This window comes from Veillonella sp. ACP1, assembly GCF_000286635.1.
Taxonomy (GTDB): domain Bacteria; phylum Bacillota; class Negativicutes; order Veillonellales; family Veillonellaceae; genus Veillonella; species Veillonella atypica.
The window spans coordinates 1-17953 of the sequence record NZ_ALKL01000002.1 but is presented as its reverse complement, the minus strand read 5'-3'; the positions used below and the strand labels follow the sequence as shown (position 1 = coordinate 17953).

17 protein-coding genes, 3 tRNA genes and 1 rRNA gene are annotated in these 17953 nt (G+C 38.9%); 18 read left to right on the top strand and 3 right to left on the bottom strand.

Going from position 1 to position 17953, the window contains the following annotated elements; all coding sequences use genetic code 11:
* Nucleotides 1–162 precede the first annotated feature (162 nt).
* The 4 genes from HMPREF1151_RS01120 (at nucleotide 163) to HMPREF1151_RS01110 (ending at nucleotide 3510) form a co-directional block, all read left to right on the top strand.
* The gene (locus HMPREF1151_RS01120) at nucleotides 163–1647 is read left to right on the top strand and encodes an aldehyde dehydrogenase family protein (protein WP_009660781.1); all 1485 of its coding nucleotides are present in this window, start codon (nucleotides 163–165) and stop codon (nucleotides 1645–1647) included.
* Nucleotides 1648–1808: 161 nt separating this feature from the next.
* Entirely contained in the window at nucleotides 1809–2870 is a 1062-nt protein-coding gene (locus HMPREF1151_RS01115; protein WP_009660772.1) for a hypothetical protein, read from the top strand.
* A complete protein-coding gene (locus HMPREF1151_RS09875) occupies nucleotides 2857–2964 on the top strand; it encodes a DNA/RNA non-specific endonuclease (RefSeq protein WP_232197996.1) in 108 nt (35 codons plus the stop codon). The genes HMPREF1151_RS01115 and HMPREF1151_RS09875 overlap by 14 nt, the downstream gene beginning before the upstream one ends.
* A gap of 204 nt (nucleotides 2965–3168) precedes the next feature.
* On the top strand, nucleotides 3169–3510 hold the full coding sequence (locus HMPREF1151_RS01110; RefSeq protein WP_009660764.1) for a hypothetical protein: 342 nt from the start codon (nucleotides 3169–3171) through the stop codon (nucleotides 3508–3510).
* Nucleotides 3511–4068: 558 nt separating this feature from the next.
* Here the strand turns inward: HMPREF1151_RS01110 and HMPREF1151_RS01105 are convergent.
* From HMPREF1151_RS01105 to HMPREF1151_RS09955, 3 genes are all read right to left on the bottom strand, one after another.
* Nucleotides 4069–4689, bottom strand: a complete 621-nt coding sequence (locus HMPREF1151_RS01105) for a hypothetical protein (RefSeq protein ID WP_009660784.1) — start codon at nucleotides 4687–4689, stop codon at nucleotides 4069–4071.
* A 111-nt stretch (nucleotides 4690–4800) separates the two neighbouring features.
* Entirely contained in the window at nucleotides 4801–5391 is a 591-nt protein-coding gene (locus HMPREF1151_RS01100) for a hypothetical protein (RefSeq protein ID WP_009660769.1), read from the bottom strand.
* Nucleotides 5392–5461: 70 nt separating this feature from the next.
* Nucleotides 5462–6037: a hypothetical protein gene (locus HMPREF1151_RS09955; RefSeq protein WP_009660760.1), complete on the bottom strand. Its 576-nt coding sequence runs from the start codon at nucleotides 6035–6037 to the stop codon at nucleotides 5462–5464.
* A gap of 258 nt (nucleotides 6038–6295) precedes the next feature.
* Here HMPREF1151_RS09955 and HMPREF1151_RS01090 point away from each other — a divergent pair, with 258 nt between their 5' ends.
* From HMPREF1151_RS01090 to HMPREF1151_RS01025, 14 genes are all read left to right on the top strand, one after another.
* Nucleotides 6296–7867 (top strand): DEAD/DEAH box helicase, encoded by a 1572-nt coding sequence (locus HMPREF1151_RS01090; protein WP_009660776.1) that lies wholly within the window; start codon nucleotides 6296–6298, stop codon nucleotides 7865–7867.
* Nucleotides 7868–8051: 184 nt separating this feature from the next.
* Nucleotides 8052–8471, top strand: a complete 420-nt coding sequence (locus HMPREF1151_RS01085) for a Fur family transcriptional regulator (RefSeq protein ID WP_005379327.1) — start codon at nucleotides 8052–8054, stop codon at nucleotides 8469–8471.
* 66 nt (nucleotides 8472–8537) lie between these two features.
* Nucleotides 8538–9374 carry a deoxyribonuclease IV gene (locus HMPREF1151_RS01080; protein ID WP_005379311.1) on the top strand — a complete coding sequence of 279 codons (837 nt, stop codon included), beginning with the start codon at nucleotides 8538–8540 and terminating at the stop codon, nucleotides 9372–9374.
* 82 nt (nucleotides 9375–9456) lie between these two features.
* Entirely contained in the window at nucleotides 9457–10692 is a 1236-nt protein-coding gene (locus HMPREF1151_RS01075; protein WP_009660786.1) for an exonuclease SbcCD subunit D, read from the top strand.
* On the top strand, nucleotides 10693–13776 hold the full coding sequence (locus HMPREF1151_RS01070) for an AAA family ATPase (protein ID WP_009660752.1): 3084 nt from the start codon (nucleotides 10693–10695) through the stop codon (nucleotides 13774–13776).
* Between the two features lie 79 nt (nucleotides 13777–13855).
* Nucleotides 13856–14230: a VOC family protein gene (locus tag HMPREF1151_RS01065; RefSeq protein ID WP_004695332.1), complete on the top strand. Its 375-nt coding sequence runs from the start codon at nucleotides 13856–13858 to the stop codon at nucleotides 14228–14230.
* On the top strand, nucleotides 14230–14937 hold the full coding sequence (locus HMPREF1151_RS01060; protein WP_009660771.1) for a ThiF family adenylyltransferase: 708 nt from the start codon (nucleotides 14230–14232) through the stop codon (nucleotides 14935–14937). Before HMPREF1151_RS01065 ends, HMPREF1151_RS01060 begins: the two co-directional genes overlap by 1 nt.
* Nucleotides 14934–15368, top strand: a complete 435-nt coding sequence (locus HMPREF1151_RS01055; protein WP_005378394.1) for a peptidylprolyl isomerase — start codon at nucleotides 14934–14936, stop codon at nucleotides 15366–15368. The genes HMPREF1151_RS01060 and HMPREF1151_RS01055 overlap by 4 nt, the downstream gene beginning before the upstream one ends.
* 4 nt (nucleotides 15369–15372) lie before the next feature.
* Nucleotides 15373–15999, top strand: coding sequence for a hypothetical protein (locus HMPREF1151_RS01050; protein WP_005380325.1), 627 nt, complete (start codon nucleotides 15373–15375; stop codon nucleotides 15997–15999).
* A 58-nt stretch (nucleotides 16000–16057) separates the two neighbouring features.
* Nucleotides 16058–16897: a polyamine aminopropyltransferase gene (gene speE / locus HMPREF1151_RS01045; protein ID WP_009660782.1), complete on the top strand. Its 840-nt coding sequence runs from the start codon at nucleotides 16058–16060 to the stop codon at nucleotides 16895–16897.
* A 219-nt stretch (nucleotides 16898–17116) separates the two neighbouring features.
* Nucleotides 17117–17192 (top strand) — tRNA-His (locus HMPREF1151_RS01040).
* Between the two features lie 24 nt (nucleotides 17193–17216).
* Nucleotides 17217–17291 (top strand) — tRNA-Gln (locus HMPREF1151_RS01035).
* Between the two features lie 4 nt (nucleotides 17292–17295).
* A tRNA-Lys gene (locus HMPREF1151_RS01030) sits at nucleotides 17296–17371 on the top strand.
* 344 nt (nucleotides 17372–17715) lie between these two features.
* Nucleotides 17716–17953: ribosomal RNA gene (locus HMPREF1151_RS01025) — 16S ribosomal RNA — on the top strand; the annotation flags it as partial.

Here is a 17953-nt window from a genome sequence, read left to right as displayed (position 1 = left end):
AGTTATATACCTATCGATTTTGGTATAGAATAAGGCTATTGAGAATGTAATAAAATCGCTATATCGAAAACAATAAAACAGATTGAAGTATTTAGATATTAGGTGTATGATGAACCCATAGAAGATAATTAATAGTCATTATCCATTAAAGGAGGAAGTACTATGAGTTTACATATTAACGAAAGATATGGCCTATTAATCAATAATGAATGGGTACCTGCATCTGATGGTGCTGAATTTAATGTATATAACCCTGCCAATGGCGAGCAACTTGCTATTTGTGCAGAGGCGACAAAGGATGATGTTGATCGCGCTGTAGCCGCTGCAACTGAGGCTTTTAAAACATGGAAAAATGTGTCCCAAGTCGATCGGGCCGATTATTTATTAAAGATTGCTGATGCGATCGATGCGCATAAAGAACATTTGGCGCAAGTAGAAACCTACGACAATGGTAAACCTATCCGTGAAACATTAAATGTAGATATACCGTATGGTGCAGATCATTTCCGTTACTTTGCTGGCGTGCTTCGCGCAGAAGAAGGTTCGGCACAAGTATTTGATGAAAATACATTGAGCCTTATTATTCGTGAACCAATCGGCGTAGTAGGTCAAGTAGTACCTTGGAACTTCCCGTTCCTAATGGCTGCTTGGAAACTGGCACCAGCTCTTGCAGCAGGTTGTACAGTTGTTATCAAACCATCTAGTCATACATCTCTTAGTCTCTTAGAACTAGGTAGCATTTTGCAAGACATCTTACCTCCAGGTGTTGTAAACATTGTAACGGGTAAAGGTTCTAAATCTGGCCAATATATCCTTGATCATCCAGGCTTCAGCAAACTTGCTTTCACAGGCTCTACAGAAGTAGGCCTAGATGTATATAAAGCGGCATCTGAACGCTTGATTCCTGCTACATTGGAATTAGGTGGTAAATCGGCGAATATCTTCTTTGACGATGCGAACTGGAAACAAGCTCTTGATGGGGCAATGCTCGGTATTCTATTCAATCAAGGTCAAGTGTGCTGCGCTGGTTCCCGTATCTTCGTACAAGATACAATTTATGATAAATTTGTAGCTGAACTTTCCGCATTATTTGATAAGGTAAAAGTTGGATTGCCTTGGGATGAATCTACACAACTAGGTTCCTTGATTTACGAAGCACAAGTTAAGAAAGTACTTAGCTATGTAGAACTTGCTAAGGAAGAAGGCGCTCGCGTTGTAGCTGGTGGTGAACGTATTACAGATGGCGAATTTGGCAAAGGTTGCTTTGTAAGACCGACACTTATCGTAGATGCTACAAATGATATGCGCGTAGCTCGTGAAGAAATCTTTGGTCCGGTGGCAGTAGTGATTAAATTCCATAGCGAAGACGAAGTAATCGAACAAGCCAATGATAGTCTATACGGTCTTGGTGGTGGCGTATTTACTCAAAACCTTAACCGTGCTATCCGTGTAGCTCGAGCTATCGAAACAGGTCGTATGTGGGTTAATACATATAACTCCATCCCAGCAGGCGCACCATTCGGTGGTTACAAACAATCTGGTATCGGCCGTGAAACTCACAAAGTTATCTTGGAACACTACACTCAAATGAAAAATATCATTGTAAATTTGAGCGATAAACCATCTGGTTTCTATGATTTAGATTAATAATTTAATAGCTTCTCCTTTTACTTATATTTGATAAGAAGGCACCTCGAAGGAGGTGCCTTTTTGGCATAGCTTGAGGACAGTCTTTTATATATGGATGTATACCATATGTTATAATTAAGGTCATATAAGAGTGTACTATAGAAGAAACTGGAGAGACAATGAATCATATTCCTTTCAAAAAACTGTATAATCCCCAATATGATTTATTATCTATTAAGGATAAGGAAGAATTATTAAGTCAAATCGGAAAAATATATAATTTAGAGTTACTATGTTTTGATGAATTTGATGCATTTGGTAAATCCACCTATACGGCAATATATCGTTCATATGATGGCATAGATTTTGTATTTGTTCCTGGGGATACCGTTAGACTCGGTCTTAATTTTGACAATAAAAAGTTGCAAGATATTTTTGATAAAGAAAGCTTAATGGATCTTGCCTACGTATTTTTAGATGGTTATGAAGATGAAATTTATAGTGAAGAGGATATTTTAACTAAGATTAGCGAAGCACTGGCAGATGAGGCAATAATATCCAACATAGAAAAGTATCTTACGCATAATTTTACTCAAGAGGGTGAATTTATAATACATCCGCTTTTAGTACAAAAAACGTATAGTGAAACCTGTTGGATACCTATTTCCGATGAGGAACTTATACAAAATAAAGAGTGGCAAAATATGATTAAAAAAGCGGAGATAAAAGGCCTTTCTGAAGTTATGGTTCACAACACAGTTTGCTTATATAAAACAGATGATAGCAATTGGTGTGGCAAATATTATGAAGTCACCACATTTAAGAAACTGTTACAAAACATAAAAGATAATGGATACTCTCTTCCTACACAAAGAGAATGGGAGTATTTATCTGGCAAGGGGTGTAGAACTATTTTTCCTTGGGGGAATAATATAGATTTCTCTATGAATTTAAAACATATGGAATGGATGGATAATGATGGAGAGTATACATTAGAAAAGGAAAACTTTTTTGGATTGATTATCGATGATGATCCATACTGCAGAGAAATCGTATATGATGATGAGGGATTTTCCTATAAAGGTGGAGATGGTGGCCGTAATATATGTGGGGGATTAGGTGTTGTTTGGGGTTATTTTCCGGTTTCGCCATACTTTAAAGATAAGGAATTATCAATAGGTGATTATATAAATGGTGGATATGATTTCTTTAGGAGGATTATAAGAATTGATGATAGGTGAAGCTCAAGGAGGACATTTAATTGCAAAGATATTTAATGGTTCTGGTGATAAAGCTACAATGACCAATGAACTGCTCATAGAAAAGATTAAGTAAATAGCAGATTATGACTCTTCGCTAGAACAATGGCTGAGTGCTGCTGTAGGTGGTTATACTTTACATGTTATTGGTGTTGAAGCTGGTACACTTATATCTGTCAATCGAACCGTGGTTAAATGCGTAGGATATCAAAATCAACTTTAGAAGGGATGAGAAATAATGTTTGTTAATCCATGGCAGTTTTGAGTGGCAATCGTTCTTATGATTTGGGGGACATATTTTATTACATATCGTTTCTGGTGTCGTCGAAAAGGTATTTCCGTAGAGATTTTGTCAGTTAAGCCTAGAATTATTAAAGAACTTCCTAATTTTATAGTTATTTATGGATATGATGTTAAGTATCTATTAAATGGTGTAGAATATACAGCTCAAAGCCTAGAGTTTTACATTACAGTATTGGTTCCAGGGCCGATGATCCCTTATAGTATGACGGGAAAATTGTTACAGAATGGAAAGGTAAGTCTTGATAAAGTAAAAACAAATATGACATATGGCGTTGTATTGTGGGTATTTGCTATTATTTTCTTGGCTGAGTTATATTAATAGTTATTTATCTAATCGAATAGAGGTGTGTTTATTAGAAATGGATAAACATGCCTCTATTGTGTATTTAGACATATTTAACTATTAATTACTCTAACATAGATAAGGATTATATTACATCCTTATTTATACATGTCTTTCAGCTCGTAATACAATATGGGGTGCATCTTCAAAACTAAAGCCTATATAAGATTATAAAACTTATTAATCATAGGTGTTTTATTGTTATTCCAATAATGATGTTATAGTAAATACACGGTTAATATCATATGTGTATTACATATGATTACCACCTTAATTATATTGTCAGTGATGAAATCAAAATTATACTTTTTTATATCATCATTTTAGTACAGTCTTAGAGTATCATTCACAAGAAGTTATAACCTTATTGGGGGCAGTAAAATCAAGGTTTGTGTTTTTTATCAATACATTTTGTCCTATAACCCCAATTTTTTGTGTTTCTTATATTATAAAGGGGCTGCAACTAGAATGCGGAAAACCGCATTCTGTTACAGCCCCTTTCGAGTTATTCATTATAATTTTGTTTCCATAGCATTAGAAGACATTTTTTATGATGTAGTTGATTACGATGAGTGGAACGATACTAACTACTAAGGTTATTGCTGTATCGCGTACAGACATATTGTATTCTGCAATACATAGTTTTAATAAAGCAAATGCGGTCCACCCATAAACTAAAACATTTAAGATGAATATAACTGTTCTTACTAGACCATATGGGAATGTGGCAGTATAGATGCCTATCATGAACGGCATGAGCACGATATTTTGAACTAACACAAGTAGAGCATATACACTTACACCATACATGAATTGTTTAATTGTATCTGGTAAGTTTACGTTTACTGTAGGATATGTACGCTGACAGTAAAAATTAAAGATATAGCTTGCTAGTAGAGCAGGGATGATAGCTTTCAAAAGTCCTTTAAATATAAGACCCAATAAGGTAGTGAATGAAAAAATGGTAAAGAATTTATAGCCTACAATGCTTGTTGTAATGCAAGCTAAGATATAGGTTAATATTGCCATTGCCAGATACGTAATAATACCCATTGGTAGGGCTTCACTAAGGGTGCCCGTGTTTTTGAGTTCATTGCTACCTTTTTCAGGGGATAAGGTGAGTGTTAATAGATGTGTCCAATTGATTACGTTCATAATTTTCTCTCTCTCTAAATTAAAATGAATATATATACTGATTATTATAATCAGGTATATGTATATTAAATGAAAGAGAAGCAATCGTTTTATGAAAATCCTTTTAAAGCACTATTTAGTTTTGTTGACGTTAAATATTTTTAAATATTCTGGCAGGGTAGGTGAACCATCAGCTGATTTTACTTCTACACGAATATTCATTGTTGTGTTGAACTGAGGATACATATTTTTACATTCCTCACAAAGTTGATTGATGCGAAGAAAGAGGTTTTGAATATCATGATTGTGGACCTCATCATATGGAATAGTGAGGCTGAAACTCCAAGCATCTTCTCCGAAAAGGTATCTTCTATAAGATACATAGTTTAATTCTTCATCGGTGAGATATTTTTGAAATAAAGGGTATATGGTTACCAAAGGAATATTTGTATAAATGAATTTATCTGTAATAGGGATGCCGCCACCATCGTAATTTACGTTTTCTTCCTGTATTAAAATAGGTAGATTTGGATAGGCGTCGAAGGTTGCGGTCCAGGTGTGGTTAATGTGTTCTTCTATGGTGTAAGGCATATGAGGGTAGTTTTGAGATATATATTCTTTTACTTCCTCAGTAGAATAGTGTGTGAATAGGTGGCATCCAGATGTGGTGAGTAGTATAGCGAGAAACACCATAGTTGTAAAGGCTTTATGCTGTATTTTCATTTCAATGGATCTCCTTCGATTATAAAGGCGTATTCATTACAATAGTATTATACTTAACATAATTTCTTTATTAATATTGGGATAAGCGGAATATTTTTCTGTACTCTTCCGGTGCATCAGAACCATCAGACGGTTTTATGATGACTCTAATATATATTTTTTCTTTGAAATCTGGATATGTTGCAGCATATTCTTTGCAGAATTGATCCATTCGATTGTAGAAATTTGTTACATCATGGTTTTCTATGGCTGAATAGGGGATAGGCATTTCAATATACAAAGTAGATGTATCGTATGTAGCATAGGATAATTCTTCTGTTGTTAGATAGTTTTTCATTAATGGGAATGCAGTTATTAACGGGATATTGGTTATCAGTATTCGCTCAACTTGTGGCACAACAGGTGCCGAGGTGTGCAAGACTTCAGATATTTCAATGGGCATTTGTGGATATTTGTCAAAGGTGATTTGCCATGTATTGCCCCTTCGTGACTCTAGGTGGTAGGTCAGATTAGGATAGTTCTTATTTATATATTGGTGTACCTCATCCTCACTGTAATGGGAGAGAAGATGACAACCTGTTGTCATTATGAGAGAGAATATAACTAATGGTAATAATACAAATCGTTTAAGAGTAAGTGGTTTCATTGTATGTTCCTTTTATAATGCTCTTGAATGTTCAGTAAAATTGTAATATCTTAAAAGGCATTGCTTTATTATTGGCGGAATTTTGGGGTATATTATATTAATTATATTATACCTAAATTATATGTTTACTCATATAGTTGATTAGTATAGCGGATATATGTATTAGAAAATAGTTTGATGTAATAGCTTTCACCCTCGAAATATGATATACTATTCTAACGCGCATAATTCGTGCGCGATAGGAGGAAACACATTTAGATGTTAGAAAAATTTGAACAATTAATGATTAGCGAACCTGTTCTACGTGCGTTAAACGATATGGGCTTTGAAGAGCCTACGCCAATTCAACAGGAAGCTATCCCAGTTGCCATGAGCGGTAAAGATATGATCGGTCAAGCTCAAACAGGTACTGGTAAGACAGCGGCCTTTGGCCTACCTGTATTGGAACGCGTAGACGGCAGTAATCGTCACGTTCAAGTAGTGATTTTGTCCCCTACACGCGAATTAGCTATTCAAGTAGCAGAAGAGCTTAATAAAATGGCTCAGTATACGGATATTACGGCATTACCTATCTATGGTGGCCAAGATATTAACCGTCAATTCCGTGCATTGAAAAAGAATCCGCAAATCATTGTTGCCACACCAGGCCGATTGATGGACCATATGGACCGCGGTTCTATTAAATTTGAAGACGTTAAGATTGTCGTTCTTGACGAAGCTGATGAAATGTTAAACATGGGCTTTGTAGATGACATCAACAAAATTTTAGGGGCTATCCCAGAAGATCACCAAACATTGCTATTCTCTGCAACAATGCCTAAGGCGATTCGCGAGTTAGCAGAAACATACCTTACAGAGCCAACGTTGATTCGTATGAAACCTACGCAAGTAACGATGGATCTTATCGAACAATACTATATCGAGGTACAAGACCGTCAAAAATTTGACGTGTTGTGCCGTTTGTTCGACTTACAAGCGCCAGAGTTGGCTATCATCTTTACACGTACGAAACGTCGTGTTGATGAAGTAACAGAAGCTCTTAAAAAACGTGGCTATATGGCGGAAGGTATCCATGGTGATTTATCACAACAAAAACGTGATAGTGTAATTCGTCAATTCCGAGAAGGTACAATTGACATTCTTGTAGCTACTGATGTGGCTGCTCGTGGCCTTGATATTTCCGGCGTATCTCATGTATATAACTATGATTTGCCACAAGATCCTGAAAGCTATACGCACCGTGTAGGTCGTACAGGTCGTGCAGGTAAGGCAGGCGAAGCCTATACATTTGTTATCCCTCGTGAAATTGAACACCTTCATGCTATTGAACGTTTAACAAAACGTAAAATTGCAAAACGTCGTGCTCCATCTTTGGGCGAAGTTCTAGAAGGTCAACAACGCCTGGCTGTTGAAAGCTTAATTGAAATGGCTGGCAATACAGAAGAGTTGGCACCATTTAAGGTGAATGCAGAAGAGTTGTTGAATGATACTGATTCCGTTACATTGATTGCGGCAGCACTTAAATTGTTAACGAAAGAACCAGATACAACACCTGTAAATATTACAGAAGAAAAACCTTTACGCGTGCGTCGTCGCCGTGAAGGTGGTCGTGGTGATCGTCGTCGCCGTGATGGAGACCGTCGTAGAGATGGGGACCGCCGCCGCGATGGTGATCGTCGTCGTGATGACCGTCCGCGCCGTAGTCGTGATGATCGCAAAGGTGACCGCCGTGATAGCCGTCGTCGTGATGATCGTCGTAGCGACCGTCCTAGAGCCGATCGTAAACCACGTCATCAAGGTGAAGGATTTAAACCATATTTTAAAGACTAATTACAGTGTGACTTTGGTTTAATACAGATTAATAGTAAATATGAGTTATGAGAAACGTGGATTGTATAAATCCACGTTTTTTATTGCTTAAAATCTACTAGAATGGTACAATAAATAATAATTATTGTTTGAAAATGGACCATAGAGTACCGATATGTTTCCAAGTGGAGAAAGGTAGATTATTATGGATATCGCACAAATTTTGCGAAGCGAAGGGTTTAAGGTAACCCCTCAACGAATTGCAATTTATGATGCTTTGCGTGGTCATCACAATCACCCAACAGCAGAGATGATTTATCATAGCTTGCGTCCTACACATCCAAGCATGAGTTTAGCAACCGTATACAAAACAATGGAGATTTTTGAAAAAATTGGCCTTGTTAAGGTATTGGAAGTGGGCGATGAACGCGCACATTATGATTGGGATACAACAGCTCATGCACATATTCGCTGTGTTCGTTGTAACAAGGTAGAAGATATGATGAATGTCGATCTACATGCTATTGCTGATATTGCTGGAAAAGCTAGTGCTTATCAAATTACAGGACAGCAAATTACATTCGAAGGCGTATGCCCAGAATGTGCAAAAAAAGAAAGTCACTAACAGACGCCCCCTGCGTATACTCATGCAGGGGGTTTTTGAGTAAAAATAGAGTGGAAAGGAAATTTAATGTTTATTATAGGTTCACATTTATCAATATCAAAAGGGTATTTACATATGGGAAAGGAAGCCACTAAGATTGGGGGCAATACATTTCAATACTTTACGCGCAATCCTAGGGGTGGTAGCATGCGTGCTCTCGATGTGGAGGATATGAATAGCCTTAGTGCGTATATGAAAGAACATAACTTTGGTACCTTGTTAGCTCACGCGCCTTACACGTATAATCCATGTGCAGCTAAGGAAGATTTGCGCGCTTTTGCAAAACAAGCCATGACAGAAGACTTAGAACGCATGGAATATTTACCAGGCCAGATGTATAACTTTCATCCCGGCAGTCATGTAAAGCAAGGTGTTGACCAAGGCATCGAATACATCGTAGAGTGCTTGAATGAAATCTTATTCCCAGGCATGAAAACAACGGTTCTTTTAGAGGTTATGGCTGGTAAGGGCACGGAAATCGGATCTCGTTTTGAAGAAATTGCTCGTATTATTGACGGTGTAAAATTAAAAGAGTACATGGGTGTTTGTGTAGATACTTGCCATATTCACGAAGGTGGTTATGACATCGTTAATAATTTAGATGGTGTCATCGACGAGTTCGATCGTATTGTTGGGCTCGACCGTTTGAAAGCGATTCACTTGAATGATTCAAAAAATCCTATGGGGGCACATAAAGACCGTCATGAAAAAATTGGGGAAGGTCATATCGGTATCGATGCAATTGCCCGCATTGTGACACATCCTAAACTGACGAGCTTGCCGTTCTATTTAGAAACGCCAAATGAATTAGATGGCTATGCAAAAGAAATTGCTATGTTGCGCTCTATCGTAGATAATCAATAATCAAGCAAAATAAATTGAGTTATATAATAATTGGTATAAACTAAATATATAAGGTATAGGGAGAACTGGAAAGGGGGATGAAATGCGTTTTTTACATACTGCGGATTGGCATTTAGGTCGTATTTTTTATGGTCAGTATTTAACAGATGACCAAGCTTATGTGTTGGAGCATCAGTTCTTTACTATTTTGAAAGAAGAAAAAATCGATGGCATCTTGCTGGCAGGGGATGTATTTGATCGGGCGGTACCCCCCATTGAAGCTATTGAATTATGGGACTCTATCATTACTCGTCTCGCTATGGATTATAAGGTTCCTCTATTTGTAGTGAGTGGAAACCACGATGGAGCGGAACGCCTTGAAGTGGGACGGTCTATGCTAAGTGAATCGGGCATTCATATTTGGGGCTCCCCTCATCATGCATTACAACCCTTTGAATTTGAAGGCGCTGATGGTAGGGTGGCCATTTGTCCTATGCCGTTTAGCGAACCTCGTCGCATAGGTGACGCTTTGGGACTGAACTCCAGTGAATCAAAACCAGTTGATACGGATATGACTGATGATACTTTATTTTCCTATGTAGATGATAAGGATCAAGAAGCGGTCGCACTTAATTTACATAATTATGACCAAATGTATCAGGCTTGGAGTGATTATCTATATAAACAAGTGCCAAAACGGATGCGTAGCATTGCCATTAGTCACGCCTTTGTAATGGGTGGCGAAGTAGGTGGTTCGGAACGAACATTGTCTGTAGGTGGTAGTGAACAGGTGAGCCCTCACGTTTTTAAAAACTTTCACTATACAGCTCTTGGACATTTACATGGACCGCAACGGATGGGGGCAGACCATATTCGCTATAGCGGATCGCCATTGAAGTATTCCTTTGATGAACATGAGCAGAAGAAATCTTTTACTATTATTGATATGGATACAAACGGGAAGGTAGATATTAGTACAATCCCTGTAGAGGCGAAGCGGGATGTAGTCATCTTGGAAGGTTATTTTGAGGACCTTTTAAATAATACAGCCCTCCAAACGAAACATAAGGATGATTACGTGCAGGCACGCCTCCTAGATACGATGCCTATCATGGATGGCATGGCGAAGTTGCGTCAGGTCTATCACCGATGTATGACCATTGAATTGGCAGGGCGCATAGCAACACCTGTGGTAGATATGGGGGATGCCGTATTTAAAGAGTTAAACGAGCGTGAATTATTTAATCAGTTTGCTGAAACCGTGTGGAAAGAGCCGTTAACAGAGGCGGAACAGTCCTATATCGACTCTGTGTGGGACCGAATTATCAAGGAGGACTAGATGAAGCCTATATCACTAACAATAGAAGCCTTTGGTCCGTATCGAGATTCGGTTACCTTGGACTTTAGTGCACTCCAAGACCATACCATGTTTCTTATCTCTGGTCCCACGGGGGCAGGTAAAACATCTATATTAGACGCCATGGTATATGCTTTGTATGGCGAACCAAGTGGAGAAGTGCGGAAAACCGATGCTATCCGCAGCGATTTTGCGGAACCTGAGCGGATGACGCGTGTAGATTTTTCCTTTGCTATCGGAGATGCTCAATACCGTGTTGAAAGATTACCAAAACAGATGGTAGCCAAAAAACGCGGCACAGGTATGCGCGAACAGAACGCTAGTGCCACTGTCTATGAAATGAAAGCTGGTGAGTGGAAGGTTATTGCCACCTCTGCGGCTGACATTCGCGATACGATTCAACGAATCATAGGTTTTCGGAAGGATCAATTTTTACAAGTGGTTCTATTGCCACAAGGGGAATTCAGAAAACTCCTTGTCGCCTCTACAAATGAACGGGAGGAATTACTACATACGCTCTTTAGAACAGAGATATATCGAAAACTACAAGAGGCTCTTAAATCAGCTTATGATGACGAAAAAGCTGGCATTGAAGAAAATTTGATGAAACAAACGGCGTTGATACAGTCTATTCCTCACGATGAAGAGACTCCAGTGCTAACTGTCGAACATGTACGTGAACTATTATCTAATCGAGTACCACATCGTGATGTACTTGTAGTAGAACGAGATAGGGCGGTTAATGAGGTAGAACAATTTAATGCCTTGCGTAAGGAATGGGCCCTATATAATCAAGCGCAACAATCTCTAGCACAGGCTACATCTCGATTAGATTTGGTGAAAGCTAAAGAACCTGAACGCACACAATTGAGTGAAAAGGTTCAATTCCTCAATTCCTTATCTCCAGTTCATGCATTGTATCAACAATATATTGATAAACAGTCTAGTTTAACAACATTAGAACGGGCACTGTCCGATGCAGAAAAAAGTGTGGACACTGCTACTCAACATGAGACTAACTGTATAGAGGTTCATGAAGCGTTAGCATCTCAAGCTGAGACGATACAATCTAAGAGGACTACTTTGGCTCAACTCCAACAACAGTCTGAAAAGTTTGATGAGTTAGGATTGTTGAAAAAAAAGATGTCTACACTACGTGGTAATGTAAAACAATTGGATAGTAAAAAAAGTGAAGCGGACCTAGAGATACAACGCCAGCTCATCAAACAGATAGAAGTAGATGTTGAGGGTTTACGTAAACGCTTTCAAGAGAATAGTACACTACTGGAGCAGGTTCCTGTTATTCAAGAACAGCTTAATCATGTGCACAGATATTCTGAGTTGGTAGAAGAAATTAGTCAGGTTCAAAAAGAAATCGACATTAAGGATGAGACCTTAGCAGCTCTTGATAAAACAGTGAAAGAGGCGAAGGTACATTTAGAGCGGCTAGAGCATTTAATGCAAGAAGGGCGCGCGTATGAACTGGTTCCTTTCGTGAAAGAAGATGAGCCTTGCCCAGTATGTGGATCTACAGAACATCCTCATTTAGCAACTAAGCCAGAATTATATCCTACTAAGGATGAGGTTGAAGCTGCTCGAGGTATTCGTGATAAAGCGTTACAACAACAAGCGAATGAAGTTGGTCAAAGGGATGCGTTAGTGGGGCGGATGCATGAATTATCTAACCATATGGACGCACAAGTTTCGATTCTTCAGTCCTCTATAGATGGTTTTTCTAAGGAAAACTTTGCATCGCTTCAACAAGTTCTGTTATCTCAAATGGAACGATTCAAAACGTTACGTGGTGAATCTGAACAGCTAGGTAAGACTATTTCTGATGCGGAGCGTAGGTTAAGCACCGCTAAGGATACGTTGGCTAAATCAGAACTTGCACATAATGAGTTGCTTAAAGCATTGCATGAACTAGAGATTAGTATCAGTTCTGTACAAGCAAAAATAGATTCCTTATCAGAGTCGTTGCCTACTACGGATATAGAGTTGTGGCGTAAACAAGTGACATTCTTAGCATCAGAAATTAAAGAGTATGATGCGCAGTTAACAGTGACCACAAAACAATTAGAGGAGGCTCGAGGGCAGCTAAGTGCTAAACGAGGTCGACTAGAAATCTTATCTGCTCAAGTAAAAGAAGAACAAAAGAATCTAGATTCGCTCCATGGGGAATATATACAGTCATTGCAATCTATATCGTTAAGTGAAATTGATTTTGTAGAAGCATTGAGTGACTTTAATGCGTTAGAGGATTTTAAATCTAAGTTATATGACTTGGAAGAGGCCTTTAGTACAGCACAAGCTGTATATGATGCGGCACTAAAGACTACGGAGACTGTGGTTAAACCTAGCGATACTGTTTCGGATGAAGTATATGATGCATCGGTAGAACGTCGTGATACATTGGTGGGCCATTTAGCGGCTTGGGATAAAGAAACACAGCATATAGAAACTACACTTGCTTCACTAGAGGAAATTGAATCGGCTATGGGTGAGGCCCGAGAGAAGGTAGCCTTCTTAAGTCGATTGAATGATCTTGCTAATGGGGGGGAACAAGGTTTTAAAAATGTCACCTTTGAGCGTTATGTATTGGGGGCCATTTTAGATGAGGTTGTTTATGCAGCCAATTTACGTCTTCAAAAGATGAGCCGTAGCCGTTACTCTTTGGAGCGTTCAGACTATACCGGTGGCGGCCGTGGGAAGCAAGGCCTTGATTTGGCCGTAATGGATGCTTTCACAGGACAATCTAGACCTGCGAATACCTTGTCTGGGGGAGAAACATTCTTGGCTTCTATGGCACTTGCCTTAGGTCTTGCCGACGTAATTCAAAGTTATGCCGGTGGTATTCATATGGATACGATGTTCATTGATGAAGGGTTTGGTACACTTGACCCTGATACATTGGAGCTCGCTATGGAAACATTGGTACAACTACAATCATCGGGGCGCCTCATCGGTATGATTTCTCATGTACCGGAATTGAAAACTCGTATACCTGCTCATTTAGAGGTCACACGTGGTGATGATGGCAGTACGGCAAAATTTGTGATTAACTAGCTATACATTTACAAAATGTGATACTATTAAAAGAGGATAATTCCTACAAAAACATACTGTATTTACATAAGGAGGTCCTATGAAGTTTTCATTTGCTCATAATAATATAAATGTTAAGGATCTTGATAAGAGTTTAGCCTTCTATAAAGAGGCTTTATTACTTGAGGAATCTCGTCGCTTGGAAGACCCAAGCGGTGCTTTTACCCTTGTATATTTAAAAAGTCCATATACGGCACATGAATTAGAACTTACATGGTTGCGCGATTGGGATCGCCCTTATAATTTAGGGGATAATGAATTCCACTTGGCATTTTATGTAGATGACTACGAAGCAGCTCTAAAAAAACATAAAGAGATGGGTGTTGTAGCCTATGAAAATGCCGACATGGGTATTTATTTTATCGCTGATCCTGATGGATATTGGACAGAAATCATTCCGGCGGGTAAATATTAATGGAATATATGTTAACTCGTTTGGAGTGGTTGGTTGGTCCTGATAAAATCCAAACATTAAAGGATACATCTATTGCGCTCTTTGGTGTTGGTGGTGTCGGCGGTGGGGCTCTCGAGGCTCTAGTACGTGCTGGTGTAGGGCGCATCGTTATTATTGATGGTGATTCCATTGCACCTAGCAATTTGAATCGTCAAATGATTACGACACACGATACCATTGGAGAACGTAAGGTTGAGGTTGCAAAGGCGCGAGCTCTTTCCATTAATCCTGATGTAGTGATAGAAACTCACGACATTATGTATACTGAGGAGAAATATCCTGGATTTATTCAAAGCTTGAACGTTGATTATGTGATCGATGCCATTGATATGGTAACGGCAAAACTCAATATTATCGAGGTTTGTCAACGTGAAAGCATCCCCGTTATTTCCTGTATGGGTGGCGGTAATCGCTTTTACCCAGAGAAACTTATGATTGCAGATGTCAATAAGTCTCATACATGCCCGTTGGCACGCGTTATGCGCCGGGAACTTAAGAAACGGGGTATAAAAAAACAATTAGTTTTATTTTCTACAGAAAAACCGACAAAACCACAGTTCCGCGGCGAAGCAACGAGCCCAGGAACATGTAGTTTTGTGCCACCAGTGGCAGGTTTTATATTAGCAGCACATGTGTTGCGTACAATTTTGGAGGTACCTGAACAATGAAACAAGCAAAAATCCATATGGCAAAAGGTGGAGACATTGTAATTGAATTATTTGACAAAGAAGCACCTGGCACAGTACAAAACTTTATCGACCTTATTAATAAAGGTTTCTATAATGGATTGACATTCCATCGTGTAATTCCTGGATTCGTAGCGCAAGGTGGTTGCCCTAATGGCAATGGTACAGGCGGTCCTGGTTACACAATTAAAGACGAATTGATTGGCAATCCTCATAAACACGAACGCGGTGCGTTGTCTATGGCTCACCGTGGTCCTAATACTGGCGGTAGCCAATTCTTTATCGTATACGAACCACAACCTCATTTAGATGGTGTACATACTGTGTTTGGTAAAGTAATCGAAGGCATGGATGTAGTTGATGGTATCCATCAAGGCGATATCATGGAAACAGTGGAAGTAATCGAAGGTTAATCTCATGAATGATGTATCTGTTAAACATCCGGAGTGGCTTGATATCGATGTAAATGGGACTATATCACACGGCTATGATCAAGAATGGTTTGATGATGAATGGCAACGTTTGTCTGGTTGTGGCCCTACATCAGCTACACAGGTATTGAGTTATTCTGAATTTCGAGATGGCCTATTAGATGTGTCTACTACGGCGAATCATACATTAGCATTAGAACGTATGAATGTTGTGTGGAACTATGTAAAACCAAGATTTGGTGGTGGCGTTTATAAAACGCAATGGATGGAACGCGGCCTTAGTCGTTTGTTTGATGATAAGAATTTGCCTTATGAGGTACACATGCTTAATGTGTCGCCCTTTTCTGCATCCCGCGTAGAAGTAGAGGCGGCGGCGCAGTTTATTCACGATGCATTATCACAGGATGTTCCTGTAGCGTTCTTAAATCGTCATAAAGGTAAAGAACCTGCGCTCTATACATGGCATTGGGTGCCTATTTATAAGATGTTCATGGATGGTGATGATATTCGTTGCGGTATTTTTGATGAAGGGGAAATCCGTGATTTTTCACTAGTTCATTGGTTGAAAGATACCATCCTTGGCGGTGGATTCTGTTATATAACTAAGAAATAATATTAGTATTATGAGAGCGATGGTGAAAGCTATCGCTCTACCTATATAGGAGGTTATTATGAGTCAATGGATTACAGAAGAGCAAACGCCTCATTTACGTCTCAGTGCTGAAGCAGAAGAGGTACTTTATTCTGGTGAATCTGAATTTCAAAAAATTGAAGTATTTAAGTCTAAAGAATATGGCATGATGCTTGCATTAGATGGTGTATTCCAAACGTCTGAACGGGAGGAGTTTATCTACCATGAAATGATTGCTCATGTACCATTGTTTTTGCATCCAAATCCAGAACGGGTATTGATTATCGGTGGCGGTGATGGCGGTGTAGCTAGAGAATGCGTACGCCATGATTGCGTTAAAGAAGTTACCATGGTTGAGATTGATGGTAAAGTTGTAGAATTGGCAAAACAATACCTACCTACTATTTCTAAGGCTATGATTGAAAACAATCCTAAGTTAACAGTAAAGATTGGTGACGGTATTGGCTTTATGGCAGAGGCTGAAGATTATTATGACGTTATTATTGTAGATTGCTCTGATCCAATTGGTCCTGGTGAAGGATTATTTACGGAAGAGTTTTATAAAAATACGTTGAAAGCTCTAAAAGCAGATGGTTTATTTGTACAACAAACCGAATCTCCTATGCTTCATCAACCGCTCGTTGAGAAGGTGTTTGGTTATGTAAATAATCATTTCCCAATCGCTCGTTTGTACACCGCATACATTCCAATCTATCCGGCCGGGATGCATTGCTTTACGGTTGGATCTAAAAAATACGACCCATTAACATGGGAACCAAATCGTGAACAAAACTTTGAAACTAAGTACTATAACAAGGATATTCAAAAGGCTGCGTTTGCATTACCAAATTTTGTAAAAAACTATTTGCCAAATAAATAATTTATATGTATAATAGGGAAGCACCATTCGTTAAGAAACATTTTAACGGTGGTACTTCCTTTTTATTAGGATGTGAAAGAGTTTTATATTAGAAGTATATAGCTTGTTAATTTCAAAACTGAAAGTTAAATGAAATTAGAAAAAGTTATTGACACAAACTTCTAAAACAGATATAATTCTCTTTGTTACGAAGACAGTGTCTTCGATACCTACAAGGTGGTGGGTATGGTGAAGCGGTTAACACGGCGGATTGTGGCTCCGTTACGCGTGGGTTCGATCCCCACTACTCACCCCATAACCTACACATCGTAATCATTGTAGGGGTGTCGCCAAGTGGTAAGGCAACGGACTTTGACTCCGTTATGCGCTGGTTCGATCCCAGCCACCCCTGCCAACATGGTTCATTAGCTCAGTTGGTAGAGCACCTGACTTTTAATCAGGGTGTCCCGCGTTCGAGTCGCGGATGAGCCACCAAATAAAACTCACAAACGAAAGTTTGTGAGTTTTCTATCTCTAATTTTAGAGAATTTGGTTATGATGGTAAGTATATTGTGGAAACACAAGTAGTCAAAAATAAAACAAAACTTCTTAAAAAAGTGGTTGACGTTTTATGAGATGACTGATATACTTTAAAAAGTCGTTAGAACGTTAAAACTTCTAATGTACAGATCTTTGAAAACTGAACAATGATAGGTAATCAATCATATGATTGAACATATGCCAGAGTGCGGGTTTTGACATAGTCAAAACCAACCATAATTCAAAGTTACTTAAATGTAACGACAACACATAATGAGCTATTCAAATAGCTTCAAGATATCTTGGAGAGTTTGATCCTGGCTCAGGACGAACGCTGGCGGCGTGCTTAACACATGCAAGTCGAACGAAGAGCGATGGAAGCTTGCTTCTATCAATCTTAGTGGCGAACGGGTGAGTAACGCGTAATCAACCTGCCCTTCAGAGGGGGACAACAGTTGGAAACGACTGCTAATACCGCATACGATCCAATCTCGGCATCGAGACTGGATGAAAGGTGGCCTCTATTTATAAGCTATC